Genomic DNA, 25585 nt, shown 5'->3' on the forward strand with positions numbered 1-25585 from the left:
TAGCGGGCGGTCTTCGGGCCGCCCGTACCGTTTTGATACCGTAGTGCTGCCCTGATTAACGGTTCTGCAAAGCGTTTCCACTAGGGATGTTATCAGAGGGGATAATATCTTATTCGATAGGGGCACCATGACATTCCTCGGCATCTCCGGGATGCAGTATTCCGGCCAATCACTGGCAAACTCCCGCATCCTGCTTGCGGAGGATTCGAACGTCTTCACATCGATGATCGGGACTCGGCTCAGGGAGCTGTTCGGCATCGAGGTCGAGATCTGCCGCAACTTCGAGGAACTGCAGTTCGCCTATGACCGCTCCGCCGAGCCGGTGATGCTGGCGATTTCCAATATCAATCTGCCAGGCGCGGAAAACGGGGAAGCGCTGGAGTATCTCGTCGATCTGTCGATCCCGACCATTGTCTTTACCGGGACCTTCCATGAAGAAACCCGCGACAAACTGCTGACTAAGGATATCGTCGACTATATCCTCAAGGACAATGTCTTCGCGGTTGAAATGCTGGCCGAATCGGTCTGCCGGTTCCTTACCAATCATCGCCACCACGTTCTGATCGTCGACGACAGCCCGACCGCAAGAGCGCTGCTCTCGAGCCGCCTGAAGCGCTACAATTTTCGGGTCAGCGTTGCCGAGAACGGTGCCAAGGCCTTGGATCTTCTCAAGAAGAACCCGGATATCGGCCTCGTGGTCACCGACTACAACATGCCCGATATCGACGGCTTCGAACTCACCCGCCGCATTCGTTCGGTGCGCGGCTCACACGAACTCAGGATCATCGGCGTGTCGTCCTCTTCGAACCGGCTGCTTTCGGCCCGTTTCCTGAAGGCCGGCGGCAATGACTTCATGCTGCGCCCCTTCATCGACGAGGAATTTTACTGCCGCGTCAACCAGAACCTGGATACACTCATCCAGATCCGGTCGATGCAGGCAAGACGCCAGGAAACGGCGGTGAAGAACGTCGCCTGATCCCCGAGGAACTCCGTATGCCGTACCTTCTAAGCCAGCATTCCCGGGAGAAGGAGCGTCTGACCTACGGTTTGGCGCCGCCGTCGGGCATCCAGATGGAGGCGGCCCGTCCGACTGCCGATCCGCTGACCGGTTTTGCCAACCTGAAGGAATTTTACCGGCTTGGCGAACCGGTGGTGAGGGAATGTCTTTCCGAGGGGATATCCTGCGCCGTCGCGATCGTGGACATCGACCATTTTCGGCGGTTGAACGCTGTCCATTGCGAAGAAACCGTCGCCCAGGTCGTCAAGACCACCGCCGCCAGGCTTGGTTCCGCATGTCGCGGCAGCCGACATTTTCTTGCGCGGCTGGGTGACGAAGAATTCGGCATGCTGCTGGTCGGCCTCGACGTAGCCGCTGCGACGGAATTCTGCGAGAAACTGAGGCTTGATATTGCCGGCATCAGGATCGTTTCCGGCGATGTCGATTTTTCGATGACCGTTTCGATCGGACTGGCGGAGGTCTGCGGCCCGGAAACGTTCGACAATTATCTCAACGCCGCAGAACAATTCCTGTTCATGGCGAAAAGCCATGGCCGGAACAGAGTGTTCTCCGACTATACAATAGCGCTGCAGGCGGCAGGCTGACCCGCCGCAATCCCACGGCTCAGGCCACGACGCCGGTGCGCGACGTATTCATATTGAGCTTGCGCTCGGCCCGTTCCTGCTGCGGCGAACGATTATAGACCTCCCGATAACATTTCGAGAAATGCGACGCGGACACGAACCCGCAGGCAACCGCCACCTCGACCACGGGCATCGAGGATTGCACGAGCAGGTGCCTTGCCCGGTCGAGCCGGATCTCCAGATAATAGCGCGCCGGCGAGCGGCCCATTTCCTGGCGGAACAGGCGTTCGATCTGGCGCCGGGAGAGGCCGGCGTCGTCGGCGATCTCGACCAGCGACAGCGGTTCGGAGAGGTTGTTTTCCATGACCTCGATGATCGTCAGAACCTTGGCGTTCTGGACGCCGAGGCGCGCCCGCAGCGGCAGGCGCTGGCGGTCGTGCGGATTGCGGACACGGTCCGTCAACTGCTGCTCACAGACGCGGTTGACGAGGTTCTCGCCGAAATCCTGGCTGATCAGGTTCAGCATCATGTCGAGCGAGGCGGTGCCGCCGGCGCAGGTATAGAGGTTCGAATCGACCTCATAGAGATCCGCATAGACTTCCGCCTGCGGGAATGCCTCGGCAAAGCCTGGCAGGTTCTCCCAATGGATCGCACAGCGCTTGCCGTTCAGCAGCCCGGCCTGGGCCAGGACATGCGCCCCCGTGCAGAGGCTTCCAACGGCAATGCCGCGGTTATAGGTCTCGCGTAGCCAGGCGTTGACCGACTTGTTGTTGAACTCCTCCACGTAGACGCCGGAGCAGACGAGAACCATGTTCGGACGGCTTTCACCGGAGAGGTTGCGGCGTTCGTCGGCGAGAGAAGAGTTTACTTCGATCCCGATGCCGCTCGAGGAATAGACCTTTTCGCCGTCGGCGGAACAGAGCCGCCAGGTATAGGCCGAGTATCCGAGCATGCGATTGGCGATTCGCAGCGTCTCCACCGCTGCAGCAAAAGGCAGCATGGTGAAATGGGGAACAAGAAAAAAGACGAGAGAGCGCTTTGCTGCCGGGTTTTTGGTCATCACATTCATGCCGTCATTCCCCTTGTTCGTGGCCGTACATTGCGGCCCGCTTTTCTTCAAAAGCGACATTGGCACGGGGAAAGGCGGCGGAGAAGGGCTTTGGACGACAGGCTGATAACATTTTTGCGACATAAGCGGGTCGCAGACGTAATTGCCAAAGGCGATAGGCTCAAAGCGTGTCTCAGACTACATGGCCCGCTTCGCTGTTCGCGTCGGCGGGCCATGGAGCGGGAGGGTTATCGGCGATGCGGTGCGGCATTGGTCGTCGGCCATCCGATGTCCTTGCGGATTTCTGCCGGCAGACCTTCCAGCATTCTTTCGGTCTGGCGACGACGCCATTGATCGCGAAGGCTGATAACCGCGTCCAGGGCAGGGCGGATGAGCGAGGCGAACGATGACGGCCGGGACCGGGAGCGATCGCTCTCCTGATAGGTGATCATAGTCATGTCAGTTCTCCTTGGGTGTCTCATGGGACAACGCTCAGTCGGGACAATGAACGCCATCAATCCATCAATCAATCGGATGCAAGTTATGCGTCTCATGAAATTCTGTTTGGTATCGACGCTTGCTTCCGATGTTTTTGAGTATGCCGTCGGTTTGACATTCAATCAAACGAAATGATATGGTGCTTAAGTTCAGAATTATTGATAGAGGCTGACATGACTGTTCCATTCCGCCCGCCGCTTCCGCTGCTCGATAATGACGTATTGCGCACGTTCGTGGCGATTGCCGAAACCGGCAATTTCTCGACCGCGGCCGATGCAGTTCTGCGTACGCCGTCAGCGGTCTCTATGCAGATCAAGAAACTGGAAGAGCAGTTGAAGACGACGCTCTTCCTGCGCGACGCCCGCTCGGTGTCGCTGACGCAGCATGGCGAGATGCTGCTTTCCTATGCGCGGCGCATGCTGGCGCTCTCCAATGAGGCAGTGTCACGTTTCGTCATGCCGGAACTCTCCGGCGTGGTACGTCTCGGCGCGCCGGACGATATCGCCGAACGCCTTCTGCCGAAGGTGCTCAAGGATTTCGGCGAAAGCTTTCCCGGCATCATGGTCGATGTCACGGTCGATATGAGCCTGGCGCTCAAGAAGCGCATGGACGAGCAGCGGCTGGACCTGGCGCTGATCAACTGTGCCACCCGGCCTTTCTCAACGGCCGGCGAGATGATTCACACGGAACGACTGGTCTGGGCCGGCGCCAAATGCGGCACGGCCTATCTGCGCGATCCGCTGCCGATCTCCGTCTGGGAAGACGGATGCGTGTGGCGACATGATGCAATTTCTCAGCTTGAGAAGCACAAGCGGAGCTATCGCATTGCCTATGCCAGCGCCCATACGATGGCGCAGCGCGCCGCCGTGCTGTCCGATCTGGCGATCGCGCCGTTCCCGCGCTCCTACGTCACCGACGACATGCAGATACTCGGGGCGAAAGAGGGCCTGCCGGAACTCATCAACTTCGATATCCGACTGTTGACGGCACCGCAGCTTTCCGTGCCCGGCAAGGCCGTGGCCGAAAGCATCCGCGAGGCTTTCGGCTCGCTGGTCGCCGCTGCTGCCTGATCCTACTCGCGGCCGCGGCGACGTCTGCGGCCGCCTTCTCCCGAAGCCTCGGCTGGTGCCTTTCGCTCCGGCAGGGTGATGACTGCCGCCAGGTGCGGGAAGGCATCGACCTTGTTCGGCAGGGCCATGGCATAGACGAAATGCTCCTGGAATTTCGGCTCCAGGGCTGTTTCGATCTTCTCGATCCTGCGCACGGTTTCCTCGATCTCCCGGCGGTAGCCTCGGTTCAGCAGGCACATCCGCGCGCCCGTGCCGGCGGCATTGCCGACCGATTTGACGCGGGCCAGATCGCAATCCGGGATGAGGCCCAGCACCATCGCGTATTTCGGATCGATGAACGTGCCGAAGGCGCCGGCAAGCCCGATGCGGTCGACATGGTCGACGCCCTGCTTGTCCATCAACAGCTTGACGCCGGCATAAAGCGCCGCCTTGGCGAGCTGGATGGCGCGCACGTCGTTCTGGGTCACGGTGATGCGTTGCTCGCCGTCATGCACGAGATAGGAGAAGGTCCGGCCGTTCTGGAGGATGCGCGGGCTGCGCTCCGTCATCGCGCCGTCCACCACGCCGTCTTCCGAGATCAATCCGGCGAGATACATTTCGGCAATCACTTCGATGATCGCAGAGCCGCAGATGCCGGTGATGCCGGTCGCAGCGGCGGCATCGGCAAAACCCGGCTCGTCCGACCAGGGCTCGACGCCGATCACCCGGAAGCGCGGCTCAAGGGTTTCGGCGTCGATGCGGATCCGCTCGATGGCGCCGGGTGCTGCCCGCTGGCCCGACGAGATTTCGGCACCTTCGAAGGCCGGACCGGTCGGCGAGGAGGCCGCGACGACACGGGTCGAATTTCCGAGCACGATTTCCGCATTGGTGCCGATGTCGACCAGCAGCATCATCTCCTCCTGCCGGTGCGGACCTTCCGACAGGGTTGCCGCCGCGGCATCGGCACCGACATGGCCGGCAATGCAGGGCAGGAGATAGGTGCGGGTGCCGTCGTTCATCGGCAGGCCGATCTCGGAGGATCTGACCTTTACCGCTCCGGAAACGGCAAGCGCAAAGGGGGCTCCGCCAAGTTCTGTGGGATCGATCCCGAGGAACAGATGGTGCATGATCGGATTGCCGACGAAGACGCTGTCGAGAATGTCGGTGCGGGACACGCCGCCGTCGGTGCAGACCCTGTCGATCAACCCGTTTAGCGCCTCGCGCACGGCTAACGTCATCGCCTCGCGCCCGTCCGGGTTCATCATCACATAGGAAACGCGGCTCATCAGATCCTCGCCGAAGCGGATCTGCGGGTTCGACGTGCCCGCTGACGCCACGGTGCGGCCCGACAGCAGCGACGACAGATGCATGGCGATCGTCGTCGAGCCGATATCGCAGGCAATCCCGTAGGCCTCGTTCTTCAGGCCGGGATAGAGCGCGACGAGCCGGGCGCGGTCGTCGTCCCGGTCCTTGTGAATTGCCGCCGTGACCTTCCATTCGCCCTTGCGCAGGATCTGCTGCACTTTCGGAATCAGATGGAAATCGACATCCAGATCGTCGAAATGCCACTCGGCGGCAAGCGCCGCCTTCAGGCGGTCGAGATCGCCGAGCGGTTTTTCCATGTCGGGCTCTTCCACCTCGACATAACACATGCGGATCGCCGGATTGCGGTCGAAGACGCGTTCGTCGGCGGCCTTGCGGACCACCTGCGCATTGATCACCGTATCCTGCGGCACGTCGACGACGAGATCGCCGAGGATCTGGGTCGAGCAGGAGAGGCGGCGTCCCTCGGGAAGCCCCCGCACGCGGTCGTAGCGCTCCTCCTTCGGGCCGATCGGTGACAGGTGGTCGTTCGCCGAGGTAATGCCGTGCTTGGCGAAATGTCCTTCCTGGACCGAGACCTGGCAGCGCCCGCAGGTCGCCCGCCCGCCGCAGACGCTCTCCACGTAGACGCCGAGCTGGCGCGCGGCATCGAGCACCGGCGTGCCGACCGGAAACCGGCCGCGCTTGCCGGACGGCATGAAGAGGACGAGGGGATCTCTCTTGGAAATATCCGCCATGATACCTGTACTTACTCCGTCCGCGCTCCGGCACCAGCCCGTGCGGCCCGGCCGCCACGTCGGCCGCTGGCAGCCGAAGGTGCTGCCGTCGCAGCAGTTCCACCGCCTTCGACCGGCTTATAGTCCCGATAGGTCATGATCCAGTTACCGCAATTCTGATCCGTGCCGTTCAGGACGTTGGCGGCGCGCACCGCTTCCATTTCCTGCGGCCGGCAGGGGTTCATGATCGCCGACGTCATTCCGGCGCCGATCACCATCGGGATGAAGCCGGCATTGATGCCATGGCGATGCGGCAGGCCGAAGGAAATGTTGGAAAGCCCGCAGGTCGTGTTGACCTTGAGTTCGTTGCGCAGGCGATACAGTAGCGCGAAGACCTGGCGTCCGGCATCGCCCAATGCGCCGATCGGCATGACCAGCGGATCGACGACGATGTCATGCGGCTTGATGCCGTAGTCGGCGGCCCGTTCGACGATCTTCTTGGCGACCGCGAATCGGACGTCCGGATCCATCGAAATGCCGGTCTCGTCGTTGGAGATCGCTACCACCGGTACGTCGTATTTCTTGCAGAGCGGCAGGATGGCCTCGAGCTTTTCCTCCTCGCCGGTCACCGAATTGACCAGTGGCCGGCCTTTGGCGACTTTCAGCGCTGCTTCGATTGCGGCTGTCACCGAACTGTCGATCGACAGCGGCACGTCGACGAGGCTCTGGACGATCTCCAGCGTCCGGACGAGCAGGCCAGGTTCGGTCTCGTTGGGATTGACCGAGGTGACCCCGGCATTGACGTCGAGCATGGTGGCACCCGCCGCCACCTGTTCCAGCGCGTCCCTGATGACCGTGTCGAAATTGCCCTCGATCATCTCGGCCGCGAGCTTCTTGCGGCCCGTCGGGTTGATGCGTTCGCCGATCACGCAAAAGGGCTGGTCGAAGCCGATCACGATCTCCCGGGTTGCGGATGCGACGATGGTGCGGGTCATTTCTTCCTCCAGGCGCGCGATGCGGCGCAGAAACGATGTGATGTCTGAACGTCAGGCGGTTTCGCGGCCGCCGGTCTTCACCAGCGCGACGAGTTTTTCCCTGTCATAGGCTGCCTCGAGTTCGGCCGCCGCCCTGTCGGCTTCGGCTTCAAGATCGTCGGAAACGGCGATCGGTTCGGCCTTGCGCCATTCTGCGAGATAGTCGTCGGTACCGGCGGCGCCGCTGCGCATCGCGCACATGTCGATCGCCTCGGTGAAGCGCAGCGACAGTTCCCGCTTGGCGGTCTGGCGGCCCTTCTTGATGATCACCTGCGCCGGAATATCCCGCCAGAAGACGACGATGCGGTCGGCCATGAATTCCTCCGTGTTGAGGTGCAGCATGCACGGGTGCGGGCGACAAGACTGCGCTTGCGACGACGTCGCACCCAGCAAAATACGACGCGGCGATGGGATTGCCTTGCGGGATGCCGTTACCAGATCTTCCGGGTCAGCCCGTGATAGAGCCAGGTCCAGATCGGCGGTGGAAAACGCAGTGCGGAGGGGCCTTCCGGCTGGTACGGCTTCAGCGTTCCGTCGATGGCATCCTGAAGTGCGCGGACGCTGATATCGACGGAAAAGGCGGTCATCAGCAGCGGATAGGTGGCGAGCGAATCCGAGCCCGCCGGCTCCACCCGCTTCTCGTAGAGCGTCCCGCCGGTATCGATGCCCTTGTCGACCAGATGCACGGTGGCGCCAAAGTTCTTCTCGTCGCCTTCGACGCGCGACCAGTAACCGCCCATCTGGCCGCGATACATCGGGTTGATCCCGGCGTGGAAGTTGATGACCGGGCAGGGGACAGCGGCAAGAGTCTCCGGCGACAGGATGCGGCAGGATATGGTGAAGATCGCAGCCGGCTTCAGGGCTGTCACCGCTGCGTGACAGGCCGGATCGTTGAGCGATGGCACGTGAGTCACGGGGATCGCCGGGTTCGGTTCGGCGGAATGGCCATAGTCGCGGATGATCTCGGCGGATCGTCTTGCCGCAACACTCTTGGTGAGCCTCGACGCGATCATCGTCGCCAGTTGGCCAAGCGCTGTGAACCAGCCGAACCGCCGGGCGCGGCGTTTCAAAAGCGTGCCCTTCGATTCCGGCTGTTCCTCGACGACATGCAGGTCGGGAAAATGTTTTGCCAATGCGTTGATCATCACCTGCGGGTTCACCCCGCCTGACGTCATCACCACGATCCGAGAATTCCCGTCCTGCATCGATCCCTCCGCAAAAAGCGCAGGGCCGCACTCTTCCGTCGAAGGCCCGAAGAAACGGTTAAACCGAGCGTAACGCCTGCGTGAGGTCGCCGTAGCCGGTGAAGCGGTATTCGTATTCCAGGCCGAGATAATCGGCGGCCCCGCGCGCCTTTTCCTGAAGGACCTTGTCTTCCTCCTGGCTCAAATAGACGAGTTTTCGGTAGTTGCCGAAATACATGTCCTTCAGCTGCGGGTGGCGGTCGAGGCCGAGCGGTTCGATGACGAAGGCCTCGAACTGGCGGGCGAGGAAGTCGGTCAGGAAGAACGAGAACAGGTCTTCGTCTGCTTTCGCGGCAAAAGCGTCGTTTCCGGCGAAGAAGGAATAACAGTGCGGGCCCTCGATGCGGGCGATACCCTCGCGCGCGCAGAGACGGTCGATGTCGCCGCCGGTACCGCAATCCGCATAGGCGAAAAAGATCTTTTCGAAACCCGCTTCCCGCGCCTCGGCGACGGCTTTTTCGAGACCCGGAACGATCTTCTGCGGATAGGCGTGCCAGATCGCCGGCAGGCAGTTGAGATCGATGTGACCGAGGCCTTGCTGCCTGGAAACCGCGAGGATTTCCCGCGCGATCGCTCCGCACGCGATCACGTGAACCTTTTCGCGAGTTGAGCGTTCCTTTGCCGGAAATTCCATTTCCGCCACGATTTCATCTCTCTCCATCGGAGTATTCTAACATGACGGCCAAGACAGTCACGGTGATCGCCGCTCTTTTCGCGACGATGGTTTCTCTCACTTCCTGCGGCAATACCATTCGCGGCATGGGCCAGGATGCGGCCAATACCGTCAATGCCACGCAGGATGCGGGACGCCGGGTCGATCGCGCTGCGCGCTAAGGCGTCGCCGTCAGCAAGCCGTTCGGCGCCTCAGCCGCCGGCGGCAAGGCTGTTGTGCTTGCGGCGGATGTATTCCTTTGCCGTTTCGACAGCGACCGCCGCATCGCGGCAATAGGCATCGGCGCCGACCGCCTTGCCGAATTCCTCGTTGAGCGGCGCGCCGCCGACAAGCACGATATAGTCGTCGCGCATACCCTTTTCCTTCAGCGTATCGATGACGACCTTCATATAGGGCATGGTCGTAGTCAAAAGCGCCGACATTCCGAGAATATCCGGCTGCTCCCGCTCAATCGCATCGAGATAGTTCTCGACGGGGTTGTTGATGCCAAGATCGACCACGTCGAAGCCCGCTCCCTCCATCATCATGCCGACGAGGTTCTTGCCGATGTCGTGGATGTCGCCCTTGACGGTGCCGATCACCATCTTGCCGAGTTTGGGAGCGCCGGTCTCGACCAGAAGCGGCCGCAGGATGAACATGCCCGCCTTCATGGCACTCGCCGAGAGCAGCACTTCCGGCACGAAAAGAATGCCGTCGCGGAAGTCGATGCCGACGATGCGCATGCCCTCGACCAGGGCCTTGGTGAGGACGTCATAGGGCGTCCAGCCGCGGGCGAGCAGGATGTTGGTCGCCTCCTCGATCTCCTCCTTCAAGCCGTCGTAAAGATCGTCGTGCATCTGCTGCACGAGTTCCTCGTCTGAAAGTTCCGCCAGGATGATTTCGTCGTCGGACATGCAATGCTTCCCTTCGTTCGAGGGGCCGGTTCGAAGGCCGGCAAATCAGACGTTTACCGTCCCGACTATCTGTACCTTTAATTTGCTTGGCAATTTCTTTCGTATGCGACAGCGGCGCGTCGGAAAAACGACGGAAGATCGCCGCGTGATGTCTGTCCTGTACAAACCCGTGACGCAGAAAGGCGGGGCTCGGCTTGCGCTTGAGCCTAGCATGGCGCATCAAAAAGGCTTGAGGCGCTTTTCAAAGCGGAGGCGAGGAACATCATGGACGATTTGACCCCAGAGACGGAACCGGCAGGCAGCGGGGCCAGACGCGGCCGCGGCGAGCGGGGAGCGGCAGGCCGCCGCGCAGCCCGCGCAGGCCACGGTCCCGGCCTCTCCTTGCCCTATATCACCCGCAAGATCGGTGTCTATGAGGTGCTCGACGAGGAGGGCCTTGCTCTCATCGAGCGCAATGCGGATCTCATCCTCGAAGAGATCGGCATCGAATTCCGCGAAGACGAGGAAGCGCTCGAACTCTGGGCGCAGGCGGGTGCCGACGTCCGGGGCCACCGGGTGCATTTCCCCAAGGGCCTCTGCCGCGAACTCCTGAAGACCGCACCGAGCGAATTCACCTGGCATGCCCGCAACCCGGAGCGCAATGTCCATATCGGCGGCAAGGCGACCGTGTTCGCGCCGGTCTACGGACCTCCCTTCGTGCGCGACCTCGACGGCAAGCGCCGTTACGCGACGATCGAGGATTTCCGCAATTTCGTGAAGCTCGCCTACATGGCGCCGTCGATGCATTCGTCGGGCGGCACGGTCTGCGAGCCGGTCGACGTGCCGGTCAACAAGCGGCATCTCGATATGATCTACAGCCATATCAAATATTCCGACAAGCCGTTCATGGGATCGGTCACCGCGCCGGAACGCGCCGAAGACACCGTCGCCATGGCGAAGCTGGTCTTCGGCGACGAGTTCGTCGAGAACAATTGCGTTACCCTGAACCTCATCAACGCGAACTCTCCGATGGTGTTCGACGGGACCATGCTCGGCGCACTGAAGGTCTATGCGCGGCATAACCAGGCCTCGGTCGTGTCGCCGTTCATTCTCTCAGGCGCCATGAGCCCGGTAACGGTGACCGGCACGCTGACGCAGATCCTTGCCGAGGTGCTGGCCGGTGCTGCGCTGACGCAGCTGATCCGCAAGGGTTCGCCGGTGCTGTTCGGTACGTTCGCGGCCTCGATCTCGATGCAGTCCGGTGCGCCGACCTTCGGGACCCCGGAGCCGTCGCTGGTCTCTTACGGTGCGGCCCAGCTTGCCCGCCGCCTCGGCCTGCCGTTCCGCACAGGCGGTTCGCTCTGCGGCTCGAAAGTGCCCGATGCCCAGGCGGCGCACGAATCGGCCAATACGCTGAACACGACGCTGCTCGCCGGCACAAACTTCGTGCTGCATGCCGCCGGCTGGCTGGAAGGCGGCCTGGTGTCGTCCTACGAGAAATTCATGATCGACCAGGATCAGCTCGGCATGATGCAGAAGATGGCGCAGGGTGTCGATTTGTCCGAAGAAGGCCAGGCGCTGGACGCGATCCGCGAAGTCGGCCCCGGCAGCCATTATCTCGGCTGCGCCCATACCCAGGCGCATTTCCAGACGGCCTTCTACCGTTCGGCGCTGATGGATAACAATTCCTTCGAACAGTGGGAGATCGAGGGCGAGAAGCGGATCGAGCAGCGCGCCAACGCGCTCTGCCGCTCTTGGCTCGACAGCTACGAAGCACCGCCGCTCGATCCTGCGATCGACGAGGCGTTGCTGGCGTTCATCAAGGACCGCAAGGATTCGATGCCCGACGCCTTCACCTGAAGAGAGCCCGATGCCGCCAGGGAGCAAGGCGGTGCCAGGCTGGTCGCCGATTTCGTCCAGGAAGGGGTTTGGCGCCCTCACTACAAATACCAGGGGCCTCGGTGAGGCCGCCTTCACCAGTTCTCGACGAGATTGCCGCGGGGCTCGAACCCCACGGCATCCTGATCCGCGGGGTGGTGAATTTCGGAACGGGCGAGGGGCCGTTGCTGGGTGACGGCGCACTTGCCAGGTCCGTCGTATTGCTCGGCAATGTCGGCGGTTCGATCTGGCCGTCGTTCACGGAATGGCGAAAAGACCATGACGGTCCCGATCCCCTCGATACGTGGTCGAAGTCCCTGATCCGGCCGCTCGCCGAGCAGCTCGGAGCCGGTGCCTATTTCCCGTCCGATCCGCCCTGGCAGCCGTTCCAGCAATGGGCGATGAGGGCCGAAGGTCTGAAGTCGTCGCCGCTCGGTATCCTCATCCATCCGCAGTTCGGGCTCTGGCACGGTTATCGCGGCGCTCTGGGTTTTCCTTTCGCTATAGAGAGTTCGCCGGGTGAGGCCAAGCATCCTTGCGAGAGCTGCGCCGAAAAGCCCTGCCTGTCGGCCTGTCCCGTCAATGCGGTCAGCCTGTCGGGCTTCGACATTCCCCGATGCAGCGCCTATCTTGCAAGCGATGCAAGCAAGGTGACCTGCATGGTCTCCGGCTGCGTTGCCCGTAATTCCTGTCCGGTGGGTGTACAATATCGCTACCCGCTGGGGCAGCTCCGGTTCCATATGGAAGCGCTGGTGCGGTGAGCGAAAAAAGTTTTTCCTGGGTACCCAAGGAATTTCCGGAGCGAAACGTCTAAGCTCTCAAGCGACGGAAAAGCAGGCGGATAAGTGAGCGCGGAAATCCTCGATAAGGCATGCCAGGGCGACCGCAATGCGTTTTCAGCGCTCGTCGCGGCGCATTACGATTTCATTCATGCCGTCGCCTGGCGCTGGTGCGGCTCGCAAAGCGATGCGGAAGACATCGCCCAGGACGTCTGCATCCGCCTGGGCAAGGCGATCCGCAGCTTCAAGGGACAGTCGGCGTTCCGCACCTGGCTCTACACGCTGACACTGAACGCGGTGCGCGACCATCAGCGCCAGTCCTCTCGCCGGCGACGGGACCAGGACCGGCTTGCAAACGACCCGATCTTCTTTTCGCACCTGGAGCCGGAGGAAGACGATCGCGGCAACTGGCTGTGGGCCGCGGTGCGCCGCCTGCCGGAAAAACAGCGGGATGCGGTCCTGCTGGTTCATGGCGAAGGGCTCTCACATGCAGCTGCGGCGGGTGTTCTCGACTGCAGCGAAAACACGGTCTCCTGGCATCTGCACGAGGCTCGCAAACGATTGAAGGACCTTCTGAAGAAGGAGGCGGTTTGACCATGACGGACGAATTCGACCAGCTCGGCAACCTTGCGCCGGCGCCCCGCGCTTCCGATGCGGCACGCGCCCGTGCGCTTGCCGCCGCCATGCAGGCGTTCGACGAGACGGAAAAAAATGCCGCACGTGGCAAAGGAAGTTCCTGGTGGCAGCGTCAAAGCTCCGTTCTCAATCGGATCTGGAGCACTCGCATGGTCACCCAACACCGTTATCTCGCCGGCTCTGCGCTTGCGACGATGCTGATCATTCCCACAGCCGCACTGCTGACATTCGAACTGACGCGGGGAAACCTGCCAACTTCAGGCCAGGTCGCCCTGCCGCAAGTCCTGGACGCGCCGAAGCCCACTGTGGAAAGAGTTCCGGTGCCGCCAGTCGCCAAGCCGGCTGAGCCGCTGCAACAGGAGGCCGAACGAAAGGCTGATGCCGTACAGTCGGCCGAACCACCGAGGCAGAGCGATTTCAGTGCGTCGGACGTCGCCCATCTACTGAACAGGCAGGACGCAAGTGGCGGCGCGGCCAAGCGAAGCGCGGCGCCCGCTCCCATGGCACCGCCGCCGGTCATGGCTGAGCGCGCGGTACCATTGGCCGCCGCTCCCCGTTATGCGCCAACCGAGCGCGAAATCCTGCCGCCGCTTGAAGAAAGCCGCGACCGTTTCGCCAATGCGGACACCAATCCGGTAAAGAGCGTCGCAACCGATCCTGTCTCGACCTTCTCCGTCGACGTCGATACCGCGTCCTACGCCTTCGTCCGACGCTCGCTGCTGGAGGGACATCTGCCTGATCCCGACAGCGTGCGTGTCGAGGAGATGATCAATTATTTCCCCTATGACTGGCCACGGCCGCAGACGGTCGACGAACCGTTTCGCACCACCGTCACCGTCACGCCGACGCCGTGGAATAGCGGCACGCGGCTGATGCATGTGGCGATCAAGGGCTTCGAGACCGCGCCGGCCGCGCAGCCTGCCGCCAATCTCGTTTTCCTGATCGATGTCTCAGGCTCGATGAACGCGCCGGACAGGCTGCCGCTCCTGAAAAGCGCCTTCCGCCTGCTGGTCGGCAAGCTGAAGCCGGAGGACAAGGTCTCGATCGTCACCTATGCAGGCAATGCCGGGACGGTGCTTGAGCCGACGTCTGCCCGTGAGCGGGACAAGATTCTCGCCGCAATCGACAATCTGCGGCCCGGCGGCTCGACGGCCGGCGCGGAAGGCATCGATGCGGCCTATCGCCTTGCCCGCCTGGCCTTCATCCAGGGCGGCGTCAACCGGGTGATGCTGGCGACCGACGGCGATTTCAACGTGGGTGTTTCGAGCGACGAAGAGCTCAAGCGGATCATCGAGCAGCGCCGCAAGGACGGCATCTTCCTGTCGGTTCTCGGTTTCGGAAAGGGCAATCTCAACGACAGCCTGATGCAGACGCTCGCGCAGAACGGCAATGGTACTGCCGCCTATATCGATACGCTCGCCGAGGCGCAGAAGGCGCTTGTCGACGAGGCCGGCTCGACGCTTTTCCCGATCGCCAAGGACGTCAAGATCCAGGTGGAGTTCAATCCGCAACAGATCGGCGAATATCGTCTGGTCGGTTACGAGACCCGGGCACTGAAGCGTGAGGATTTCAACAACGACCGGGCGGATGCCGGCGATATCGGCTCTGGTCATGCGGTGACGGCGATCTACGAGGTGACGCCGAAAGGCAGTGCCTCGGCGCTCAACGACCCGCTCCGTTACGGCCCGGCCGCCGCGTCGGCGCCCATCCCGGTCTCCGGTGAAATGGCCTTCGTCAAAATCCGTTACAAGCAGCCGGATGGCGACACCAGCAAGCTGATCACCACTCCGGTGACGGAGATGAATGCGGTGCGCGACTTCTCGGCGGCACCTCAGGATGTGCGTTTCGCCACGGCCGTCGCCGCCTTCGGTCAGAAACTGCGCGGCACCGATGCCCTCGATGCCTATCCCTACCGCTTGATCCTCGACATGGCGCGCAATGCCCGCGGCGGGGATGCGTTCGGATATCGGAGCGGGTTCCTCGACCTGATGCGGCTCGCCGAGACCCTGGACCGTCGTTAGACGGCACTCAAACCTTGGGGTATGCCCGCTCCAGCCCACCGGAGCGGGCGAGCCCGTCGCGAAACGCCGAATAGGCCGGGTGCTGGCTGGATTTTGCTGCTTCCATCAGCCGGATCTGCAGCCGGGCAGGGGCGATGTCGCCGATCCACTCGCCGCATTTCTGCAGCTTCAGCGAATTCAGGAACTTCGCTTCCGACGCATTATGCAGGTAGAGGTGCAAACCATCGAGCAGCAGGTCGTCGGACGTCGGATTGTCCATCAACAGCATCAGCCAGGACTGATTTTCGGCCGAGAAGGTGGAAAGGCTCTCCGCTACCGTTTCCCGGCTGCCGATGGGGGATATGTTTGCCATGTCTGTGTCCTCAAACCCAACGGTCAGCCGCGGCGGCGGCGTCTTTCCCGGCCGGAATCTCCGCCCGATTCACTGGCTGTCTTATTGCGCAGCGGGCCGATCTTGTCGACGATTTCCTCGATCGTCGGTCGCGGCCGAGGGGTGTAATCGTCGAGTGCGGCGCGCATGGCGGCCAGATGTTCGCAGGACGTGCCGCAGCATCCGCCGATGATCTTTGCGCCGGCATCGCGGGCAAGCCTTGCATATTCGGCCATCAGCGGCGGCGTGCCCGAATAGAAGATCTCGGCGCCGCGAAATTCCGGAATGCCGCAATTGCCCTTGACGATGGTGACGGCGTCAGGATCGGCGGCGGTGATGTCGAGCAGGCTCGACAGGATATCGGAGGCGCCGACGCCGCAATTGGCACCGGCCGCGACCGGGCCTTCGCCGACATCCTTCGCCACGCCGTGGATCTGCTTGGGATCGAGGCCCATCATCGTCCTGCCGGCCGTGTCGAAAGAGCCGGTGTAGGTATAGGGCAACCCGGCCCTGACGGCAGCTTCGGCCGCCGCGCGGATTTCTTCCGGCGCGGACATCGTCTCGATCCAGGCGATATCGGCGCCGCCGGCCTTCAGGCCCTCGATCTGTTCCGCGAAGGCGGCGACCGCATCCTCGTAGGTCAGGGCTCCGAGCGGAACGAACAATTCGCCGGTCGGTCCGACCGAACCCGCGACGATGACCTTGCGGCCCGCTCCGTCTGCCACCTTGCGGGCAATCTCGGCCGCAAGCCGGTTGAGTTCGTGCACCCGGCCTTCCGCCTTGTGCAGCTTCAGCCGTTGGCGCGTGCCGCCGAAGGAATTGGTGAGGATGATGTCGGCGCCCGCATCGACGAAATCCTGATGCAGCTTCTCGATCTTTTCGGGCGCGGCCTCGTTCCACAGTTCCGGCGCTTCGCCGGCTTCGAGGCCCATGGCGAAGAGATTGGTGCCGGTCGCGCCATCGGCCAGCAGCACGCCCTTTTCGGCCAGAAGTTCGGTCAGTGCGTTGGCGGTCGGCATGGCGGCGCTCCTTGCAATGGAAATATCATATAAAGAAACCTTTATATGATTGCAACTCGCAGCCACATGCCTCTTCGCGACGCCGGCGGCTTCAGCAGCGCCGGTTCAAACAATTGCGTCAGAGCGCTGCCTTGATCTTGTCGGCGACGTCGGGAGCGACCCACTTGGTCCAGATGTCCGGACTGCTTTGCAGGAAATGTTTGGCGGCAGCTTCGTTGGTGCTCTTGTTCGCTTCCTGCCAGGCGAGCACGCTGTTGACCGTCGTGTTGGTCCACTTGCGCCTCTTGATATAGTCCATCGCCACCTCGGCCTTCTGGGCGAACTGTTTGGTGACCAGAGTGAAGGCCTGGGAGGTCGGATAGGAGTTGACCTTCGGGTTCGGGCAGTTCGGCACGGCGGTGCAGGCGTCCCAATCGGCCTTGTCGTGCGGGACGTTGAAGGAAAGCTTCACCATCTCGTATTTGCCGAGGAAGGCGGTCGGCGCCCAGTAGTAGCCGAGCCAGCCGGTCTTTTTCTCGAAGGCGTTGGTGATCGAACCGTCAAGGCCGGCGGCAGTGCCGGTATCGATCAGATCGAACTTCTTTTCCTCGGCGCCAAGCGCCCGGAAAAGGTTGGCGGTCGAAACCTGGCAGCTCCAGCCGGACGGGCAGTTATAGATGGCACCCCTTCCGGGCTTCTGCTGTGCCGGGAAAAGATCCGGATGCATCAGTGCCTGCTGCACGGTCTTGATATCGGGATGGGCGTCGGCGAGGAATTTCGGGATCCACCAGCCTTCGACGGCCCCGTCGGAGAGGATCTCCGCGCCGACGATCATGCGGCCCTCGGCAACGGCCTTGTCGAGTGTGGTGCGCACCGAGTTGATCCAGAACTCCGGTGCCAGATCCGGCTGGCCTCTTTCGTTCATGGAAGTGAAGGTCGGAAGCGTGTCGCCCGGGACGAGCTGGACCGTGCAGCCGAAACCTTGTTCGAGGATGATCTTGTCGAGATTGGCCGCAATGCCGGCCGAAGCCCAGTTCATTTCGGCGATCGAGACCGAACCACAATCAGCTTGTGCCGAACCTGCAAAAGCATAGAGACCGCCGGCGAAGACCATGGAAGCGAGGATTTTTTTCATTTTGGGACCTCCCGGTCTTTCCTTTCACTGTTCACTTCAATCGAGCGCGAGGTGGTGCACACTGTTGGATTCAGTCCGAGCAGGCCGATGAGAGTATAGGTCTCGTTCGCATCTGCGACAGCTTTCCACGGATACTGTGCATTTATTATGTCAGTTCAAATCACGGTACGTCTTCCTCCTCAGAAATCAACATTCGCAGACCCGCGAGCGCGAAACAGTGTCGTGTCAGGCTGGGCCTTTTTCCAGCAGCCGCCGTTATTCACGTCGTCATTTTTGCGGAAAGAACAGAAAATTGAGAAAAACGCGCGACTTACGGAGTTCACTAACCATCCGGTAAGAATGTCGCGTTATTGCTTTTCATGCGGGCGGTTAGCTCGCGCTTGGCGCCGGATCAGGTAGTGCGTACCGGTCGCCCTTGCCGTCCGATGGCAGGCCCCGTTTTGTTGGCCCGCGGACACTTCATCTTCCGATCGTTGTCGAATTCGCGATTGTCAAATACGGGGCCACGGCCTCCTTTGCCAAATGTGCGGATTTGTGGCCGAAATCGGCTGGCCGGACGCGGCCAGCCGTGGCTGCCTGCGGCGACGAAGTCGAGCGACGGCAAAGCGGGTGTTGGTTGACACTTCGCGTATATAGCTGCACCATTTGACCGTAATGCGAATCCAGAGACATCATCACCAACAGGGCCGGACGCCTCCTGTCTACGAATCGTCCGGTCCCCTCTGGTTCAGGCCATTTTCTCCATGACACGCACCGGTCACGTCACCCTTGTCCTCGGCGGCGCGCGCTCGGGCAAATCCGGGTTTTCGGAAAGGCTTGCCAAGGAGAGCGGCCTGGAACGGCACTACGTTGCCACCGGTCGTGCCTACGACGACGAGATGCGCGAGCGCATCGCCCGGCATCGTGTCGATCGCGGAGATGGCTGGACCACGCATGAAGTGCCGCTCGATCTGGTGGAGACCCTGACCGACATCGATGCGCTGGGGAGGGTCATCCTTGTCGATTGCCTGACGCTCTGGCTCACCAACCTGATGATGGACGAGCGCGATATTGACACTGCCGCCGCCGCATTCGTGCGCCGGTTCGAAAGCCTCTCGGCGAAACTGATCGTCGTCTCCAACGAGGTCGGCCTCGGCATCGTGCCGGACAACAGAATGGCGCGGGAGTTCAGGGACCATGCCGGTAGGCTGCATCAGCGGATCGCGGCATCTGCCGACGAGGTCTTCTTCGTCGCCGCCGGTCTGCCGCTGAGGATGAAGGGCTAGAAGCCGAGCCAGACGCGGACGGGATGGGTCGGGTCGGCAAGCAGCTTCAGGGCGAGCGCCAGGCAAGAGATGACGAGCAGCGGCTTGATCAGTTTCGCGCCGTTCTTCATCGCCAGCCGTGAGCCGACCTGGGCGCCGAGGAATTGGCCGACGCCCATGATCAGGCCAATCTTCCAAAGTACGGACCCGGTTGCCGCAAAGACCAGGAACGAGCCGAAATTCGAGCCGAGATTGATGAGCTTGGTATGGGCGGTCGCCTTTAGCATGCCAAAGCCGGCGAGCAGCACGAAACCCAGCATGTAGAACGAGCCGGCGCCAGGCCCGAATATGCCGTCATACAGGCCGACCAACGGGACGATCGTCACCCCGAACACGAAGGGCGTCACCCGACGGTGACTGTCGATATCGTTGAGATTGGGTTTGATGGCGAAGAACAGCGCGATGGCGATCAACAGGAACGGGATTGCCGCGGCAAGCCAGCCCGCCGGCACCAGTGACGCGAGCGCGGCGCCGACGGCCCCGCCGACCAGCGACATCGCCGCCATCGGCAACTGGCTTTTCAAGTTCACATGGCCACGGCGCGCATAGGCGATCGTCGCGGATGCCGATCCGAACTGCGATTGCAGCTTGTTGGTGGCGAGCGATTCGAGCGGCGGGATGCCGGCGATCAGCATGACCGGAATGGTGATGAGCCCGCCACCGCCGGCGATCGAATCGACGAAACCGGCAAAAATCGCAGCAAGAAACAGCAGGAAGAGGAGTTGGAATGCAAGGTCGGTCAAGGGAAGGAGACTCTGTCGGCGGAAGCGCATCCGGACGGGTGCGGCGTGCTTCTCGCATCGAACCGTCGCGACTGCAACCGCCTCCAGCGGGACCCCAGCCATGTTGCTTCCGGGATTGCGCATCATCGGTTTGGCGTTATTGTGCGCGGCTTTCGAAGAGCCGAACGAGGAAAAGCTTATGCACAAGGTCATTTTCGATACGGACCCCGGCGTTGACGATGCGATGGCGCTGCTCTTTCTGCACCGGCACCCGGAAATCGATCTTCTCGGCGTGACGACCGTTTTCGGCAATGTGTCGCTCGATCTCACCACCCGTAATGCGCAGTTCCTGCATCAGGAATGGGGAATTTCAGCCCCCATCGCCAAAGGCGCCGACAGGACGATCGATCCGCTGCGAAGCGACGATCGCGCCGCTTCCGTCGTGCACGGTCTGGACGGTCTCGGCAATATCGGCCTGCCTGAGACGATAGACTGGCCGCTCGATCCGCGTCCCGCCTACCAGTTCATCATCGATACCGTCCGCGACAATCCGGGCGAGGTGACGCTGATCGCCGTCGGCCGCATGACAAACCTGGCGCTGGCGCTGCAGGCCGATCCGGATTTCGCCGGCCTCGTCAAGGAAGTCGTCGTCATGGGCGGCGCCTTCGATGTGAACGGCAACGTCACGCCTGCAGCGGAAGCCAATATCCATGGCGACCCGGAAGCCGCCGACATCATCTTCACCACGCCCTGGAAGGTCACCATCGTCGGGCTCGACGTGACGCTGAAGACGATCATGACGGGGGAATATCTTGCCGACATGGCCAAGTCGGGCGAAAAGGCGGTGCAGCTGCTATCCAACCTGTCGCAATATTACATCGAGTTCTACAAGAGCCGAGTCGGCATCGCCGGCATGGCGGTGCATGACAGCACGGCCTGCGTCTATCTGGTACGGCCGGACCTCTTCATTCTCCGCAGCGGCGCGGTGCGAGTCGTCTGCGGCGGCATTGCCGACGGCGAAACGATCCAGGCGCCCGACAGCGGCCGCAAGTTCGTCGGCACGGCCTGGGACGGCCAGCCGAGCCAGTGGGTGTGCACCGACGTCCGATCGGGCGAGGTTCTGGAGGTGATCCGGGCTGCGCTGGTCGACAGCCGGGCCTCCGACGCCTAGGCGATTGCTGTTTAGGCAACAGTTCCGGTGCAAATTTTCATGCGGGAAGACGAAGCCATTGGCATTTGTGATCGATTTCCCTATGTGGAACCTTGATTTTGATATTCGACAAAGGACATGGGCGTGACAGCTACATTCGATAAAGTTGCCGACATCATCGCTGAGACCAGCGAAATCGATCGCGAGACGATCACGCCGGAAAGCCACACGATCGACGACCTGGGCATCGACAGCCTGGATTTCCTGGATATCGTGTTCGCAATCGACAAGGAATTCGGGATCAAGATTCCGCTGGAACAGTGGACCCAGGAAGTCAACGAGGGCAAGGTTTCGACCGAAGAGTACTTCGTGCTGAAGAACCTGTGTGCCAAGATCGACGAGCTGAAGGCGGCCAAGGGCTGATCGTCACCGATCATCCCGGGCCGGCAAACTCATGCTGCTCGAATATTTCCAGATGATCGACCGCGTCGAAGCGGTCGATCTTGGGGCCAAAGTGTTGAAGGCGCGGTCTGTCGTGCCTTCCAAAAGCCCTGTCTTCGAAGGCCATTTTCCCGGAATGCCGCTGGTGCCGGGCGTGCTGCTGATCGAGACCATGGCGCAGGCCTCCGGTTTCCTGGTGCTTGCCGCCACCGATTTCGCCGCCATGCCGTTCCTGATGTCGGTCGACGGTGCCAAGATGCGCGCCTTTGTGGAGCCCGACGCGGTTCTCGACATCGAGGCGTTTCTGGAGCATGAGGGGTCCGGTTACGCGGTGACCAAGGCAAAGATCACGTGTAACGGCAAGAAGGTCTGCGATGCACAGCTCAAACTGCGCACCATGCCGTTCAGCGAAATCCCGCTGGCGCCGGTCATCCGCAAGCGCGCGGAAGAGGTCGGCCTGATGGATGCGATTGCCGCAAGCGCATAAAAGCCCGCCCGTTCAACCCGGTGGGTCAAAGAGGACATTATGAAGTCTGACAATGATGTCGTGATCACTGGTATCGGGATCGTCACCAGCCAGGGCGTGGGCAAGGAGCCGCATATCGAGCTCCTGTCGGCGCCGGAAGCGGGTGCCCCGAAAGTCGAGACCGATCGTTTTGCGCCGTATCCGGTGCATCCGATGCCCGAGATCGACTGGTCTGCGCAGATCGCCAAGCGTGGCGACCAGCGCCAGATGGAGAACTGGCAGCGGCTCGGCGTGTTTTCCGCAGGCCTTGCGCTCGACGACGCGGGCCTGAAGACGGATGCGGAAGCCTGCGCTTCCATGGACATGATCGTGGCCGCCGGCGGCGGCGAGCGCGACATCAAGGTCGATTCGCTGATCGTCGACGAAGCGCTGAAGCGCAACGACCGCGAAATGCTGCTCAACGAGAAGCTGACGACCGAGCTTCGCCCGACGCTGTTTCTGGCGCAGCTTTCCAACCTGGTCGCCGGCAATATCTCGATCGTCCACAAGGTCACCGGTTCGTCGCGCACCTTCATGGGCGAAGAGGCGGCCGGCATTTCCGCCGTCGAGACCGCCTTCCACCGCATCAAGGCCGGCCAATCTACCCACAGTCTGGTCGGCGGCGCCTTCGTCGCCGAACGCGCCGACATCATCCTTCTTGTCGAGGGTATTCGCGCGCATGCGACGGGCGGCTGGCATCCGCTCTGGTCGCGCTCGGCCGACAATGGCGGCGGCATGATCATGGGCACCGTCGGGGCCTTCCTGGTGCTCGAATCGCGCGCCCATGCGCAGGCGCGGGGCGCCCATATCTACGCTGTCATCGATGCGATCGAAGGCGATCGCGGCAATCGTGACGAGGGCCGCCTCGAAAAACGTCTCGCCCGTCTCGCTGGCCATGCCTCGGGCCTTTCCAAGGCCGATACGGTCGTGTTTTCAGGTGCAAGCGGCGTCGTCGATCTCACGACGCGGGAGAAAACGCTGCTGGAGACCGAATTCCCGGGCGCTGCGATCCGCGGATTTGGCGGCGTCACCGGCCATGGCATGGAAGCGCAATTCCCCTTGGGTCTGGCCCTTGCGGCATTGACCTTGGATGGCGCGGCAAAAGTTCCCACATTCGATGCCCAGAACGAAAAGCCGATGACGGCGCCTGCCAAACACGCAGTGGTGACGACGGTCGGTTATACGCGCGGCGAGGGCCTTGCAGTCCTCTCGGCCGCGTAAAGGAGATTTTGATGAGCGACAACCGCTTCAAGGATCATCTCGGCCGGCCGATCATCGCGATCACCGGCATGGGCGTCATTACCTCGCTCGGCCAGGGGCTGGCCGATAACTGGGCGGCGCTGACATCGGGCACTTCGGGCATCCACAAGATTACCCGCTTCCCGACCGAGGGCCTGTCGACCCGGATCGCCGGCACGGTGGATTTCATCGCCGTGCCTGCCGAAAATTCCGTCGAACGCTCCTTCGCTTTCGCCCGCGAGACGACCACGGAGGCGCTAGCGCAATCGGGCCTTTCCGGCGATTTCGATGGACCGCTCTTTCTTGCCGCGCCGCCGGTCGAGCCGGAATGGAGCGATCGTTTCGCGCTTGCCGACCGCGCTCCGCCGTCGAAGGCCGAAGGCGACGCCTATGACCGTTTCCTCGCCGCCATGCGCGAACGTCCCGATCCGGTCTTCCTCGAAGCCGTGCAGTTCGGGTCGATCTCCGAACGCCTCGCCGATAAGTTCGGCACGCGCGGCCTGCCCGTGACCCTCTCGACGGCCTGTGCCTCCGGTGTCACCGCCATCCAGCTCGGTGTCGAAGCGATCCGTCAGGGCCGTACCGACCGCTCGCTGGTGGTTGCGACCGATGGGTCGGTCAGCGCCGAGGCGCTGATCCGCTTCTCGCTCCTTTCCGCACTCTCCACCCAGAACGACCCGCCGGAAAAGGCTTCCAAGCCGTTCAGCAAGGATCGCGACGGGTTCGTCATCGCCGAAGGGGCGGCGACGCTGGTGCTCGAATCGCTCGAATCGGCAATCGCCCGCGGAGCCAAGGTGCTTGGCATCATGAAGGGCTGCGGCGAAAAGGCCGACCATTTCCACCGCACCCGTTCCTCGCCGGACGGTGGCCCGGCGATTGCGACGATCCGCGCGGCGCTGGCAGACGCCGGCATGGATGAGGGCAGCATCGGCTATATCAATGCGCACGGCACCTCGACGCCTGAAAACGACAAGATGGAATATGGCGCGATGCTCGCCGTCTTCGGCGATCGGCTGAAGGAAATCCCGGTTTCCTCCAACAAGTCGATGATCGGCCATACGTTGACTGCGGCCGGCGCCGTCGAAGCCGTCTTCTCGATCCAGACGATGCTGACCGGTACGCTGCCGCCGACCATCAACTACACCAACCCCGATCCGACGATCGTGCTCGATGTCGTGCCGAACAAAAAGCGGGACGGGCAGCCGACAGCGGTCCTTTCCAACTCATTCGGCTTCGGCGGACAGAACGCCAGCCTTGTCATGGCGCTGGAACCGGCTTAGAGACCGTCGCCAATCACGTTTGACGAATTGGGACGCCTCCGGGCGAAGGAAGACCTATTATGCGCGCTCTGCAACTGATCGATGACCGGAAGCTCGAAGCGGTGGACATTCCCGAGCCCGAGGCCCCCGGCCCAGGCGAGGTAACGCTGCGGGTCAAGGCCGTCGCGCTCAACCATATCGACGTCTGGGGCTGGCGCGGCATGGCGTTCGCCAAGCGCAAGATGCCGCTGACGATCGGAGCGGAAGCCTCCGGCGTCGTCGAGGCGATCGGGCCGGGCGTTTCGAACGTCCTGCCGGGCCAGCTCGTGTCGATCTACGGCGCGCGCACCTGCGGCCTCTGCAAGCCCTGCCGCGAGAAGCGCGACAATCTCTGCGAACACGTGTCCGGTGTGCACGGCTTCCACCTTGACGGCTTTGCGCAGGAAAAGGCCAACCTGCCGGCCCGCCTTCTCGTGCCTGCGCCTCCGGGCGTCGATGCGGTTGCCGCAGCACTTGCACCGGTCACCTTCGGGACCGTCGAGCACATGCTGTTCGACAATGCCAAGCTGCAGCCGGGCGAAACCATTCTTGTCCATGCCGGCGGCTCGGGCATCGGCACGGCGGCGATCCAGCTCGCCAAGAAGATCGGCTGCACAGTGATCACCACGGTCGGTTCGGACGACAAGATCGAACGGGCCAAGGCGCTCGGCGCCGATCACGTCATCAACTACCGCACCGACCGGTTTGAAGGCGTCGTGCGCAAGCTCACCAAGAAGAAGGGCGTCGACGTCGTCTTCGAACATGTCGGCAAGGACACATGGGCAGGCTCGATGCTCTGCATGAAGCGCGGCGGGCGGCTCGTCACCTGCGGCTCCACGTCCGGCGTCTCGACCGACATGAACCTGATGATGCTGTTCCAGCAGCAGTTGAAGCTGTTCGGCTCGTTCGGCTGCCGCATGGAGAACATGGCGAATGCCATGCAGAAGATGGCCCAGGGCATCGTTCATCCGGTGATCGACACGGAAGTTACCTTCGGCGAGATCGACAAGGCGCTGGAGCGGATGGAAACCCGCCAGGTGTTCGGCAAGATCGTGCTCCGGATGGACTGAG

The 25585-nt window shown here is 62.1% G+C and carries 27 protein-coding genes; 15 read left to right on the forward strand and 12 right to left on the reverse strand.

What is annotated here, in order from left to right; all coding sequences use genetic code 11:
- Nucleotides 1-127: 127 nt before the first annotated feature.
- Nucleotides 128-976, forward strand: coding sequence for a response regulator (locus tag ACSQ3G_RS08945; protein ID WP_436109764.1), 849 nt, complete (start codon nucleotides 128-130; stop codon nucleotides 974-976).
- Between the two features lie 17 nt (nucleotides 977-993).
- The gene (locus ACSQ3G_RS08950) at nucleotides 994-1602 is read left to right on the forward strand and encodes a GGDEF domain-containing protein (RefSeq protein WP_436109765.1); all 609 of its coding nucleotides are present in this window, start codon (nucleotides 994-996) and stop codon (nucleotides 1600-1602) included.
- A gap of 19 nt (nucleotides 1603-1621) precedes the next feature.
- Here the strand turns inward: ACSQ3G_RS08950 and ACSQ3G_RS08955 are convergent, their stop codons facing one another.
- Both ACSQ3G_RS08955 and ACSQ3G_RS08960 read right to left on the reverse strand, forming a co-directional pair.
- Entirely contained in the window at nucleotides 1622-2641 is a 1020-nt protein-coding gene (locus tag ACSQ3G_RS08955) for a GlxA family transcriptional regulator (protein WP_105440472.1), read from the reverse strand.
- A 236-nt stretch (nucleotides 2642-2877) separates the two neighbouring features.
- Nucleotides 2878-3087 (reverse strand): hypothetical protein, encoded by a 210-nt coding sequence (locus ACSQ3G_RS08960; RefSeq protein ID WP_105403492.1) that lies wholly within the window; start codon nucleotides 3085-3087, stop codon nucleotides 2878-2880.
- Between the two features lie 213 nt (nucleotides 3088-3300).
- On the opposite strand from ACSQ3G_RS08960, the gene ACSQ3G_RS08965 reads away from it, so the two are divergent.
- Nucleotides 3301-4197 (forward strand): LysR family transcriptional regulator, encoded by an 897-nt coding sequence (locus tag ACSQ3G_RS08965; RefSeq protein WP_046611350.1) that lies wholly within the window; start codon nucleotides 3301-3303, stop codon nucleotides 4195-4197.
- Between the two features lie 2 nt (nucleotides 4198-4199).
- Here the strand turns inward: ACSQ3G_RS08965 and ACSQ3G_RS08970 are convergent, their stop codons facing one another.
- The 5 genes from ACSQ3G_RS08970 to ACSQ3G_RS08990 form a co-directional block, all read right to left on the reverse strand.
- Nucleotides 4200-6236 (reverse strand): ASKHA domain-containing protein, encoded by a 2037-nt coding sequence (locus ACSQ3G_RS08970; RefSeq protein ID WP_436109766.1) that lies wholly within the window; start codon nucleotides 6234-6236, stop codon nucleotides 4200-4202.
- A gap of 11 nt (nucleotides 6237-6247) precedes the next feature.
- Nucleotides 6248-7210, reverse strand: coding sequence for a methyltetrahydrofolate cobalamin methyltransferase (locus tag ACSQ3G_RS08975; RefSeq protein ID WP_436109767.1), 963 nt, complete (start codon nucleotides 7208-7210; stop codon nucleotides 6248-6250).
- 51 nt (nucleotides 7211-7261) lie between these two features.
- Complete coding sequence (locus ACSQ3G_RS08980; RefSeq protein ID WP_046667157.1) at nucleotides 7262-7564, reverse strand: virulence factor; 303 nt, start codon at nucleotides 7562-7564, stop codon at nucleotides 7262-7264.
- Between the two features lie 116 nt (nucleotides 7565-7680).
- On the reverse strand, nucleotides 7681-8454 hold the full coding sequence (locus tag ACSQ3G_RS08985) for a formyl transferase (RefSeq protein WP_436109768.1): 774 nt from the start codon (nucleotides 8452-8454) through the stop codon (nucleotides 7681-7683).
- A gap of 58 nt (nucleotides 8455-8512) precedes the next feature.
- Nucleotides 8513-9154: a DUF1638 domain-containing protein gene (locus ACSQ3G_RS08990; protein ID WP_436109769.1), complete on the reverse strand. Its 642-nt coding sequence runs from the start codon at nucleotides 9152-9154 to the stop codon at nucleotides 8513-8515.
- Between the two features lie 14 nt (nucleotides 9155-9168).
- On the opposite strand from ACSQ3G_RS08990, the gene ACSQ3G_RS08995 reads away from it, so the two are divergent.
- Nucleotides 9169-9327 (forward strand): entericidin domain-containing protein, encoded by a 159-nt coding sequence (locus ACSQ3G_RS08995; RefSeq protein WP_105403498.1) that lies wholly within the window; start codon nucleotides 9169-9171, stop codon nucleotides 9325-9327.
- Between the two features lie 30 nt (nucleotides 9328-9357).
- Here the strand turns inward: ACSQ3G_RS08995 and ACSQ3G_RS09000 are convergent, their stop codons facing one another.
- The gene (locus tag ACSQ3G_RS09000; RefSeq protein WP_436109770.1) at nucleotides 9358-10059 is read right to left on the reverse strand and encodes a corrinoid protein; all 702 of its coding nucleotides are present in this window, start codon (nucleotides 10057-10059) and stop codon (nucleotides 9358-9360) included.
- Between the two features lie 264 nt (nucleotides 10060-10323).
- Between ACSQ3G_RS09000 and ACSQ3G_RS09005 the strand changes: the two genes are divergently transcribed.
- The 4 genes from ACSQ3G_RS09005 (at nucleotide 10324) to ACSQ3G_RS09020 (ending at nucleotide 15352) form a co-directional block, all read left to right on the forward strand.
- On the forward strand, nucleotides 10324-11898 hold the full coding sequence (locus tag ACSQ3G_RS09005) for a trimethylamine methyltransferase family protein (protein WP_436109771.1): 1575 nt from the start codon (nucleotides 10324-10326) through the stop codon (nucleotides 11896-11898).
- Between the two features lie 101 nt (nucleotides 11899-11999).
- Nucleotides 12000-12677 carry a 4Fe-4S dicluster domain-containing protein gene (locus tag ACSQ3G_RS09010; protein WP_436109772.1) on the forward strand — a complete coding sequence of 226 codons (678 nt, stop codon included), beginning with the start codon at nucleotides 12000-12002 and terminating at the stop codon, nucleotides 12675-12677.
- 84 nt (nucleotides 12678-12761) lie between these two features.
- Complete coding sequence (locus ACSQ3G_RS09015; RefSeq protein ID WP_436109773.1) at nucleotides 12762-13289, forward strand: RNA polymerase sigma factor; 528 nt, start codon at nucleotides 12762-12764, stop codon at nucleotides 13287-13289.
- Complete coding sequence (locus tag ACSQ3G_RS09020) at nucleotides 13286-15352, forward strand: vWA domain-containing protein (RefSeq protein ID WP_436109774.1); 2067 nt, start codon at nucleotides 13286-13288, stop codon at nucleotides 15350-15352. Before ACSQ3G_RS09015 ends, ACSQ3G_RS09020 begins: the two co-directional genes overlap by 4 nt.
- Before the next feature lie 7 nt (nucleotides 15353-15359).
- Here the strand turns inward: ACSQ3G_RS09020 and ACSQ3G_RS09025 are convergent, their stop codons facing one another.
- The 3 genes from ACSQ3G_RS09025 to ACSQ3G_RS09035 all read right to left on the reverse strand — a co-directional run bounded on the left by ACSQ3G_RS09025 (nucleotide 15360) and on the right by ACSQ3G_RS09035 (nucleotide 17855).
- A complete protein-coding gene (locus tag ACSQ3G_RS09025; protein WP_046666995.1) occupies nucleotides 15360-15704 on the reverse strand; it encodes a hypothetical protein in 345 nt (114 codons plus the stop codon).
- A 23-nt stretch (nucleotides 15705-15727) separates the two neighbouring features.
- Entirely contained in the window at nucleotides 15728-16741 is a 1014-nt protein-coding gene (gene bmt, locus ACSQ3G_RS09030) for a betaine--homocysteine S-methyltransferase (RefSeq protein ID WP_105403503.1), read from the reverse strand.
- Nucleotides 16742-16859: 118 nt separating this feature from the next.
- Nucleotides 16860-17855 carry an ABC transporter substrate-binding protein gene (locus ACSQ3G_RS09035; protein WP_436109775.1) on the reverse strand — a complete coding sequence of 332 codons (996 nt, stop codon included), beginning with the start codon at nucleotides 17853-17855 and terminating at the stop codon, nucleotides 16860-16862.
- A 743-nt stretch (nucleotides 17856-18598) separates the two neighbouring features.
- Between ACSQ3G_RS09035 and cobU the strand changes: the two genes are divergently transcribed.
- Entirely contained in the window at nucleotides 18599-19120 is a 522-nt protein-coding gene (cobU, locus tag ACSQ3G_RS09040; RefSeq protein ID WP_436109776.1) for a bifunctional adenosylcobinamide kinase/adenosylcobinamide-phosphate guanylyltransferase, read from the forward strand.
- Here the strand turns inward: cobU and ACSQ3G_RS09045 are convergent.
- Nucleotides 19117-19902, reverse strand: a complete 786-nt coding sequence (locus ACSQ3G_RS09045; RefSeq protein WP_436109777.1) for a TSUP family transporter — start codon at nucleotides 19900-19902, stop codon at nucleotides 19117-19119. The two genes, cobU and ACSQ3G_RS09045, sit on opposite strands and share 4 nt — an antisense overlap.
- A gap of 178 nt (nucleotides 19903-20080) precedes the next feature.
- Between ACSQ3G_RS09045 and ACSQ3G_RS09050 the strand changes: the two genes are divergently transcribed.
- The 6 genes from ACSQ3G_RS09050 (at nucleotide 20081) to ACSQ3G_RS09075 (ending at nucleotide 25584) form a co-directional block, all read left to right on the forward strand.
- Complete coding sequence (locus tag ACSQ3G_RS09050; protein ID WP_436109778.1) at nucleotides 20081-21052, forward strand: nucleoside hydrolase; 972 nt, start codon at nucleotides 20081-20083, stop codon at nucleotides 21050-21052.
- Between the two features lie 117 nt (nucleotides 21053-21169).
- Nucleotides 21170-21454, forward strand: coding sequence for an acyl carrier protein (locus tag ACSQ3G_RS09055; RefSeq protein ID WP_092662234.1), 285 nt, complete (start codon nucleotides 21170-21172; stop codon nucleotides 21452-21454).
- A 31-nt stretch (nucleotides 21455-21485) separates the two neighbouring features.
- Entirely contained in the window at nucleotides 21486-21959 is a 474-nt protein-coding gene (locus ACSQ3G_RS09060; protein WP_037082199.1) for a 3-hydroxyacyl-ACP dehydratase FabZ family protein, read from the forward strand.
- Nucleotides 21960-21998: 39 nt separating this feature from the next.
- The gene (locus tag ACSQ3G_RS09065; RefSeq protein ID WP_436109779.1) at nucleotides 21999-23198 is read left to right on the forward strand and encodes a beta-ketoacyl-ACP synthase; all 1200 of its coding nucleotides are present in this window, start codon (nucleotides 21999-22001) and stop codon (nucleotides 23196-23198) included.
- An 11-nt stretch (nucleotides 23199-23209) separates the two neighbouring features.
- Nucleotides 23210-24496, forward strand: coding sequence for a beta-ketoacyl-ACP synthase (locus ACSQ3G_RS09070; protein WP_436109780.1), 1287 nt, complete (start codon nucleotides 23210-23212; stop codon nucleotides 24494-24496).
- Between the two features lie 59 nt (nucleotides 24497-24555).
- The gene (locus ACSQ3G_RS09075; protein WP_105430290.1) at nucleotides 24556-25584 is read left to right on the forward strand and encodes a zinc-binding dehydrogenase; all 1029 of its coding nucleotides are present in this window, start codon (nucleotides 24556-24558) and stop codon (nucleotides 25582-25584) included.
- The last annotated feature ends 1 nt before the right edge of the window (nucleotide 25585 follow it).

This window comes from Neorhizobium tomejilense (assembly GCF_964254135.1).
Taxonomy (GTDB): domain Bacteria; phylum Pseudomonadota; class Alphaproteobacteria; order Rhizobiales; family Rhizobiaceae; genus Neorhizobium; species Neorhizobium tomejilense.

Excerpts from the sequence above, each read along its gene's own strand:
- ACSQ3G_RS09035 (WP_436109775.1), bottom strand. The coding sequence starts at position 17,855 with ATGAAAAAAATCCTCGCTTCCATGGTCTTCGCCGGCGGTCTCTATGCT.
- ACSQ3G_RS08950 (WP_436109765.1), top strand. The coding sequence starts at position 994 with ATGCCGTACCTTCTAAGCCAGCATTCCCGGGAGAAGGAGCGTCTGACC.
- ACSQ3G_RS08970 (WP_436109766.1), bottom strand. The coding sequence starts at position 6,236 with ATGGCGGATATTTCCAAGAGAGATCCCCTCGTCCTCTTCATGCCGTCC.
- cobU (WP_436109776.1), top strand. The coding sequence starts at position 18,599 with ATGACACGCACCGGTCACGTCACCCTTGTCCTCGGCGGCGCGCGCTCG.
- bmt (WP_105403503.1), bottom strand. The coding sequence starts at position 16,741 with ATGCCGACCGCCAACGCACTGACCGAACTTCTGGCCGAAAAGGGCGTG.
- ACSQ3G_RS08960 (WP_105403492.1), bottom strand. The coding sequence starts at position 3,087 with ATGACTATGATCACCTATCAGGAGAGCGATCGCTCCCGGTCCCGGCCG.
- ACSQ3G_RS09055 (WP_092662234.1), top strand. The coding sequence starts at position 21,170 with ATGGGCGTGACAGCTACATTCGATAAAGTTGCCGACATCATCGCTGAG.
- ACSQ3G_RS09060 (WP_037082199.1), top strand. The coding sequence starts at position 21,486 with ATGCTGCTCGAATATTTCCAGATGATCGACCGCGTCGAAGCGGTCGAT.
- ACSQ3G_RS09050 (WP_436109778.1), top strand. The coding sequence starts at position 20,081 with ATGCACAAGGTCATTTTCGATACGGACCCCGGCGTTGACGATGCGATG.
- ACSQ3G_RS08975 (WP_436109767.1), bottom strand. The coding sequence starts at position 7,210 with ATGACCCGCACCATCGTCGCATCCGCAACCCGGGAGATCGTGATCGGC.
- ACSQ3G_RS08945 (WP_436109764.1), top strand. The coding sequence starts at position 128 with ATGACATTCCTCGGCATCTCCGGGATGCAGTATTCCGGCCAATCACTG.
- ACSQ3G_RS08965 (WP_046611350.1), top strand. The coding sequence starts at position 3,301 with ATGACTGTTCCATTCCGCCCGCCGCTTCCGCTGCTCGATAATGACGTA.
- ACSQ3G_RS09075 (WP_105430290.1), top strand. The coding sequence starts at position 24,556 with ATGCGCGCTCTGCAACTGATCGATGACCGGAAGCTCGAAGCGGTGGAC.
- ACSQ3G_RS09065 (WP_436109779.1), top strand. The coding sequence starts at position 21,999 with ATGAAGTCTGACAATGATGTCGTGATCACTGGTATCGGGATCGTCACC.
- ACSQ3G_RS08995 (WP_105403498.1), top strand. The coding sequence starts at position 9,169 with ATGACGGCCAAGACAGTCACGGTGATCGCCGCTCTTTTCGCGACGATG.
- ACSQ3G_RS09005 (WP_436109771.1), top strand. The coding sequence starts at position 10,324 with ATGGACGATTTGACCCCAGAGACGGAACCGGCAGGCAGCGGGGCCAGA.
- ACSQ3G_RS08985 (WP_436109768.1), bottom strand. The coding sequence starts at position 8,454 with ATGCAGGACGGGAATTCTCGGATCGTGGTGATGACGTCAGGCGGGGTG.
- ACSQ3G_RS08980 (WP_046667157.1), bottom strand. The coding sequence starts at position 7,564 with ATGGCCGACCGCATCGTCGTCTTCTGGCGGGATATTCCGGCGCAGGTG.
- ACSQ3G_RS09000 (WP_436109770.1), bottom strand. The coding sequence starts at position 10,059 with ATGTCCGACGACGAAATCATCCTGGCGGAACTTTCAGACGAGGAACTC.
- ACSQ3G_RS09070 (WP_436109780.1), top strand. The coding sequence starts at position 23,210 with ATGAGCGACAACCGCTTCAAGGATCATCTCGGCCGGCCGATCATCGCG.
- ACSQ3G_RS08990 (WP_436109769.1), bottom strand. The coding sequence starts at position 9,154 with ATGGAGAGAGATGAAATCGTGGCGGAAATGGAATTTCCGGCAAAGGAA.
- ACSQ3G_RS09025 (WP_046666995.1), bottom strand. The coding sequence starts at position 15,704 with ATGGCAAACATATCCCCCATCGGCAGCCGGGAAACGGTAGCGGAGAGC.
- ACSQ3G_RS08955 (WP_105440472.1), bottom strand. The coding sequence starts at position 2,641 with ATGACCAAAAACCCGGCAGCAAAGCGCTCTCTCGTCTTTTTTCTTGTT.